This is a genomic window from Bradyrhizobium sp. (assembly GCF_035701725.1).
Taxonomy (GTDB): Bacteria; Pseudomonadota; Alphaproteobacteria; order Rhizobiales; family Xanthobacteraceae; genus Bradyrhizobium.
In genome coordinates this window covers 1-6,387 of sequence record NZ_DASSRP010000125.1, presented here as the reverse complement: position 1 = coordinate 6,387, position 6,387 = coordinate 1, and the positions used below count along the sequence as shown (strand labels likewise).

Genomic DNA, 6,387 nt, shown 5'->3' with positions numbered 1-6,387 from the left:
CCAGGGATCGGCGGCGAACGGTTCGGCCAAGCGGTGTGCATTTTTGTCGCCGGTGTAAAAGGCGGTTTCGGTCATTTGCAGCGGTGCGAGAATGCGCTCGGTCAAGAACGCGCCGAGCGACTTGCCGCTGACGACTTCGATGAGCCGGCCGAGAATATCGGTCGAACGGCTATAGTTCCATTCGGCGCCCGGCTGGCAGATCAGGGGCAAGCTTGCGACCAGCGCCGCGTGCCCGGCATTGTCGATCTTGCGGCTGCGCACGCGCGACTGCTGATAAAGCTGCTGCACCAAAGCGTTGCCGGTGTGCTCGTAAGTGATGCCGGAAGTGTGACGCAGCAGGTCCTGGATCGTGATCGGCCGCGTCGGCCGCACCAGTTCAAGCTTGCCGTTGGTCTCGATGCCAACCTTCTGGTCGGCAAATTCGGGAATGAATTTGGCGATGGCGTCGTCGAGCAGGAACTGACCTTCCTCCAGCAGCATCATGACGCCGATCGACACGATTGGCTTGGTCATGGAGAAAATCCGGAAGATCGTCTCCCGCGTCATTGCCGCCGGCTTTGTCGGGTCCTGCTGGCCAAGCGCGTCGAACCAGCCGATCTGACCGCCGCGCGCGACCATGATGGTCGCGCCTGGCATAGTTCCCTTGTCGATCTCGCGCCGGAAGACATCCGACATCCGCTGCAGGCGAGAGGCCGAAAATCCCAGCGATTCGGGCTTCGCGTCCGGCAGGGGCGGAGTCCGCGGGGCAGGGGCTGGCTTTGTGGCGGCATGCGCGGTCATGACGGTTCTCCCTTTATATATGGCCATCATTCGAGGGGTCTGCCTGACCTCCGGTACGGCCGGACGGAAGACCATTTGGGGCTTAAAGATGCCACCGGACGCTTGGCGCTTGCAATCCGCCCCTGCGCTATGCTTGAAACAGCCCGGACCGGGCGGCGACGCCGGTCCGTACAGGAGTGTAGCTCAATTGGTAGAGCACCGGTCTCCAAAACCGGGGGTCGCAGGTTCGAGCCCTGCCACTCCTGCCAGCTAGATCCGCCATTTGATCAATCTGTTCAACCCTCAACGAGGTCAGGCGCATTCGACGGCTCCCCCAGCCGTCTTGTCCCGCCCGTTCGATACTCGGCAATTAAGCGTTTGATAGACCGATGATGACGAGCCGCGACGATATCGCCACCGTGTCGCGCGGCGCGTTGGTCACGCGGCTGCCAGTTCTGGTGGTGGCCTCGTGGGCGGTCTTTTACATTCCGCGCATTTTCCAGTTCGGATTTTACTACGACGATTGGATATTCCTGGTCCATTGGGCCCGCCTGCCATTCGACGAGGTGTTGCACAACTGGTGGTCCCTTAACGCAGCGCGTCCTCTGGCGGTGTTGTTCTCGGCGATCCTGTGCAAGGCGCTTCCGACCGACCCGCATGCGTGGCAGGCCGTCAACGCCGCCCTTATGCTGGGCACCAGCCTCGTTCTCTATTCGATCTTCCGCGTCATGGCGGGAACGAAAAACTACTGTGCCGCCGCCGACATCGCCGCGGCGTCGTGGCTCTTGATGCCATGGATGGTAGGCGGCAGCGGCTGGGGTGTCACGTTCAACGGATTGGTGAGCGTATTGCTGTTCGCGCTGTCGCTGCGTTGCATGATGTCGGCGAAGCTTGGTGTCATTCTGGCCGGCGCGTTGCTCAATCTGGCGAGTTTTCTCTTCTACGAACCGTTCGTTTTCGGGTTCGTTTTTGCATTTCTGCTGCTTCGCTTCAGCCTTCCGCCAGTCGGACAAGCAGGGCCGAGACTGATGTCGCTGATCTTGTATGGCCTGGGACAAGTCATCGGCCTTGCGCTCAATCGCGTGTTGGCCGCGACGGTGGCCACCAGCGCCAAGCCTCTCAATCCGCAATGGCTTCCATACTGGATTGACTCTTTAAGGGCGATTCCCCGCCTGCTCGCGAGTAGCTACCCTAAAAACGCGATCCTTGCCGCGTTGATCGTTTTGCTGATCGTGGCCGTTCTCGGCGAGTTCGAGCGAAGCGGGTCGGACCGCCGCCGCCTCGCTCTCGCGTTTTTCCCGACGCCGCTGATCCTGGCCGCGATGTTGACCGGCACCTTGCTTTACTCCCTCGCGGGCTACGGCATTATTGGCACAGGCTATATGAGCAGAACCAGCATCGGGATCAGCTTTTGGCTGGCTTGGGGCGTATTCTACGCCGTGACGTCCGCCAATGCGTGGTCCGGTTGGCTGGTACTGCGAAATTTTGCCGCGCTTCGGCATCGCTGGGGCTACGTTTTCGGCCTTCCGTTTCTGGGATTGCTGGCGGTCAGCCTTGCCGATCAACACAGTATTTGGGCCGGCGCCTCAAGCGCGATGAAAGCGGTGATCGACAAAGCTCCGACCGAGCGTCTGGCCGGCATTCCCGGCGACGCCATCATCATCTATGTCGGCCCTTCTTCTTATCGGGGGCTGCAATTTCTCGGCGATGTCGAGATGACGTCGGCGTTGTTTCGCCAATATCCTGGGCTGCGCAAGCCGCTTGAGAATGCGCCGGCCCAGCCCGCGCCCTACCTTGTGCCCTCGCTCGGCCAGACCATTCAGCACTTCGCGGTTCAAGGCGTAGGTTTGCGCTTCCGCTGGACCGGACATGAATTGGTCGAGGAATCCCCGGGCTTCTGGTCCGAGAAATACCCGGCGTCGCAGGCTTGGCTCTGGGACTTTGATCACGATGTCGTCCGGCCCGTCTTGCCCGGAGAAACGTTCTGAGCCGGGCAGACCCGACCGACGAACGCCAAGCGCGCGGTTTCACCATGTGGTCGCTCACATCCATCTTGTTCCAACCAGTGCTGCGGCTCGGGAACTCGAAGGAACAGGGGAACGAACGCCTTTTCCCCGGGATTGGTGGTGACCCGCTTGATCGGGTTCATCTTCATGCAAGTGAAGGGAGTTATCCTGATGAAATTGATGTCGCTGGCTTTGGGCCTTGCAGCTGCGTGCGTTGCCACTGCCGCTTCGGCGCAAACGGTCAATCTGACCGGCACGTATCGGTGCATTCAAATGTGCCGTGATGGTGCGATCGGTGCGCCGACTTTCGTCACGCAAAATGGCGATGCCGTAAATTTCACCACCGAAACGGGTGAGTCATTCCGGGCTTGGCCCGACTGGAATGCGCCCGCGAGCCGCCTCTGGATCGAGGCGAAGAGCGAGAGCGCCGTCTATTCGCCCGACGGCATGCGCATTCAGTTCGACGACGGCCGCGTCTGGCAGCGTGAATTGCCGCCGGTCGTGGTTGGCCGGGCCCCCGTCGTCTACTACGGTAGGTAGTTGAATTCGTCCCGAAGCCGGGCACGCGGCGACGCCCGTGCCCGGCTTCAATCTGAGGCCGCCTTGAAACCCTTGAATCCCGGACCTTATTTACGTTGGCGGCCGATCCTGACGGCCCGGCTGCCTTGACCTTGAACGCCTTCCGCAGTACATACCCGGCACCTGCTGCCGGCCCGTTAGTCGCGGATATCCGGCGCGGCCAAAGAAATCCCCGAACAATCGAGCCCGCGTGCCGGCTCAACCTTCAAGTGAGGGCTGGGTGTGAGAGGGCTGTTCGGATTCCTCTAATAATGAGTTCGTCCGAGGACGGATACGGATCTGACGATGGCGACAAGCCCGTTTAAGTTCTTGCAGGAAGTGCGCTCGGAGACCGCCAAGGTCACCTGGCCGACCCGCCGCGAAACCATGATCACCACCGCGATGGTGTTCGTGATGGTCGCGCTCGCCTCGATCTTCTTTTTCCTGTCCGATCAGATCATTCGATATTTGGTCACATTGGTTCTGGGCATCCACTGATGGCAAGCACCGCAGCACAACTCATGGATAAGCGCTGGTACATCGTCCACGCCTATTCCAATTTCGAAAAGAAGGTCGCGGAGTCGATCCGCGAGCAGGCCAAGCAGCGCGGGCTCGAAGAATTGTTCGAGCAGGTGCTGGTGCCGATCGAGAAGGTCACGGAAGTGCGCCGTGGCCGCAAGATCGATGCGGAACGCAAGTTTTTCCCCGGCTACGTCCTGGTCAAGATGAAGCTGACCGACGAGGCCTTCCATCTCATCAAGAACACCCCGAAGGTGACCGGCTTCCTCGGCGCGGAAAACAAGCCGATGCCGATTTCGGAAGCCGAAGCCATGCGCATCTTGCACCAGGTGCAGGAGGGCGTCGAACGCCCGAAGGCGTCGGTGTCGTTCGAGATCGGCGAGAACGTGCGCGTGGCCGACGGCCCGTTCGCCTCGTTCTCCGGCGTCATCGAGGAAATCGACGAGGCGCGTTCGCGCGTGAAGGTGGCAGTGTCGATCTTCGGCCGCGCCACGCCGGTCGAACTGGAATTCGGTCAGGTCGAAAAAGTGGTCTGATCGGGCGTGGAGGTGGCGACACTTCCAGGAAGAGGACGTGGGAGGTGAGGGCGGTTGCCAGCCGCTTTTGAACCGAACCACGAACCTGAAACCGCCGACCTCCCGAGGTCGGCACAACAGGAGTAAGAAATGCCAAAGAAAGTGACCGGATACCTGAAATTGCAGGTGCCGGCGGGAGCGGCCAATCCGTCGCCTCCGATCGGTCCCGCGCTTGGTCAGCGCGGCCTCAACATCATGGAATTCTGCAAGGCGTTCAACGCCCAGACGCAGAAGGAAGAAAAGAACACCCCGATCCCGGTGATCATCACCATTTACGCGGATCGTTCCTTCACCTTCGAAATGAAGACGCCGCCGATGTCCTTCTTCCTCAAGAAGGCCGCCAAGATCGACTCCGGCTCGAAAGCGCCGGGCCGCGACAAGGCCGGCAAGGTGACGCGCGCGCAGGTGCGCGAGATCGCCGAGAAGAAGATGAAGGATCTCAATTGCGACACCATCGAATCGGCCATGAAGATGGTCGAGGGCTCGGCCCGCTCGATGGGTCTGGAAGTTGCGGGGTAACGGGCGATGGCAATCGGAAAACGTACGAAGAAGGCCCGCGAGGGTGTCGATCGCGAGAAGCTCTACCCGCTCGCGGACGCCATCAAGATGGTCAAGGAACGCGCCAAGGCGAAGTTCGACGAGACGGTCGAAATCGCGATCAATCTCGGCGTCGATCCCCGTCACGCCGACCAGATGGTCCGCGGCGTGGTGACGCTGCCGAACGGCACTGGCCGTACGCTGCGCGTCGGCGTGTTCGCGCGCGGCGCCAAGGCCGACGAAGCCAAGGCTGCGGGCGCTGACGTCGTCGGCGCCGAAGATCTCGTCGAGAAGGTGCAGGGCGGCGCGATTGACTTCGACCGTTGCATCGCCACCCCCGACATGATGCCGCTGGTCGGCCGTCTCGGTAAGGTGCTCGGGCCCCGCGGCATGATGCCGAACCCGAAGATCGGTACGGTGACGATGGACGTCACCGCGGCTGTGAAGGGCGCCAAGGGCGGTTCGGTCGAGTTCCGTGTCGAGAAGGCCGGCATCGTCCAGGCCGGCATCGGCAAGGCCTCGTTCTCGGAAGAGAAGCTCGTGGAAAACGTCAAGGCGCTGACCGATGCGGTTGCCAAGGCGAAGCCCGCGGGCTCCAAGGGCACCTACATCCAGCGCGTGGCGGTGTCCTCCACGATGGGACCGGGCGTGAAGGTCGAGCCGGGCAGCATTCTCGGCTAAGCATTTTAAATGGCGGATCGAAAGGAAAGAGCGGGATCGGGCAACCGGTTCCGCTCTTTTCTTATGATCTGCGCACGTGGGAGGAACGCATGCCCGAGAAGGTGTTGATCTATTCCAAGTTTCCCAAGGCGCTGATGCTTCGGATCGGTGAGCGTTTCGAGCTTCTGGACGCGGCCGGCAAGCCGCCGCACGACGTATTCGCAAGCGATGAGCTTTCCAACGTTCGCGCCATGATCACGGCCGGCGGCACGCAGCTTCCCGGCCACGTCATGGACACACTGCGATCCCTGAAAGCGATCATCTGCTACGGCACCGGCTATGACGGCGTCGATCTTGCAGCCGCCAAGCAGCGCGGTATCGCGGTCGGCAACAGTCCGGGCGCCAACGCCGCCAGCGTCGCCGATCTGGCGGTTACGCTGATGCTCGCGACAACGCGGCGCATTCTTCCGGCCGATGGATTCGTCCGCGATGGAAGCTGGGCGTCCGGCAAGCCGTCGCCGCTCTTGCGCGCGCTGCCCGGCAATCCCGGCCGTCGCATCGGCGTCTACGGCCTGGGTGAGATCGGCCGCAAGATCGCCGCGCGCATGGCCGCCTTCGAAACTGAAGTCGGTTATTTCAGCCGCACCCGCTACGATTTGCCGTATCGCTACTTCGATAGTCTGGGCGCCCTTGCCGAATGGTGCAACGTCTTGATGATCGCCGTGCGCGCCGGCGCCGAGACGCATCACGTCGTCAATGCCGATATCCTGCAA

The 6,387-nt window shown here is 61.6% G+C and carries 8 protein-coding genes and 1 tRNA gene; 8 read left to right on the top strand and 1 reads right to left on the bottom strand.

Features of this window, described 5'->3' with window-relative positions:
• A partial coding sequence (locus VFL62_RS07095) for a serine hydrolase domain-containing protein (protein WP_325171656.1) occupies positions 1–780 on the bottom strand: 780 nt, incomplete at its 3' end.
• A gap of 172 nt (positions 781–952) precedes the next feature.
• Here VFL62_RS07095 and VFL62_RS07090 point away from each other — a divergent pair.
• The 8 genes from VFL62_RS07090 to VFL62_RS07055 form a co-directional block, all read left to right on the top strand.
• Positions 953–1,028, top strand: a tRNA-Trp gene (locus tag VFL62_RS07090).
• A gap of 120 nt (positions 1,029–1,148) precedes the next feature.
• Entirely contained in the window at positions 1,149–2,747 is a 1,599-nt protein-coding gene (locus VFL62_RS07085; protein ID WP_325171655.1) for a hypothetical protein, read from the top strand.
• A gap of 189 nt (positions 2,748–2,936) precedes the next feature.
• Entirely contained in the window at positions 2,937–3,305 is a 369-nt protein-coding gene (locus VFL62_RS07080; RefSeq protein WP_325171658.1) for a hypothetical protein, read from the top strand.
• A gap of 324 nt (positions 3,306–3,629) precedes the next feature.
• Positions 3,630–3,821, top strand: a complete 192-nt coding sequence (gene secE / locus VFL62_RS07075) for a preprotein translocase subunit SecE (RefSeq protein WP_325171654.1) — start codon at positions 3,630–3,632, stop codon at positions 3,819–3,821.
• A gap of 23 nt (positions 3,822–3,844) precedes the next feature.
• The gene (gene nusG / locus VFL62_RS07070) at positions 3,845–4,378 is read left to right on the top strand and encodes a transcription termination/antitermination protein NusG (RefSeq protein ID WP_325171657.1); all 534 of its coding nucleotides are present in this window, start codon (positions 3,845–3,847) and stop codon (positions 4,376–4,378) included.
• A 129-nt stretch (positions 4,379–4,507) separates the two neighbouring features.
• On the top strand, positions 4,508–4,936 hold the full coding sequence (gene rplK, locus VFL62_RS07065) for a 50S ribosomal protein L11 (protein WP_325171653.1): 429 nt from the start codon (positions 4,508–4,510) through the stop codon (positions 4,934–4,936).
• Between the two features lie 6 nt (positions 4,937–4,942).
• Positions 4,943–5,635 (top strand): 50S ribosomal protein L1, encoded by a 693-nt coding sequence (gene rplA / locus VFL62_RS07060; RefSeq protein ID WP_325171652.1) that lies wholly within the window; start codon positions 4,943–4,945, stop codon positions 5,633–5,635.
• Between the two features lie 89 nt (positions 5,636–5,724).
• Positions 5,725–6,387: NAD(P)-dependent oxidoreductase (locus tag VFL62_RS07055; RefSeq protein ID WP_325171651.1), on the top strand; the 663-nt coding region annotated here is incomplete at its 3' end.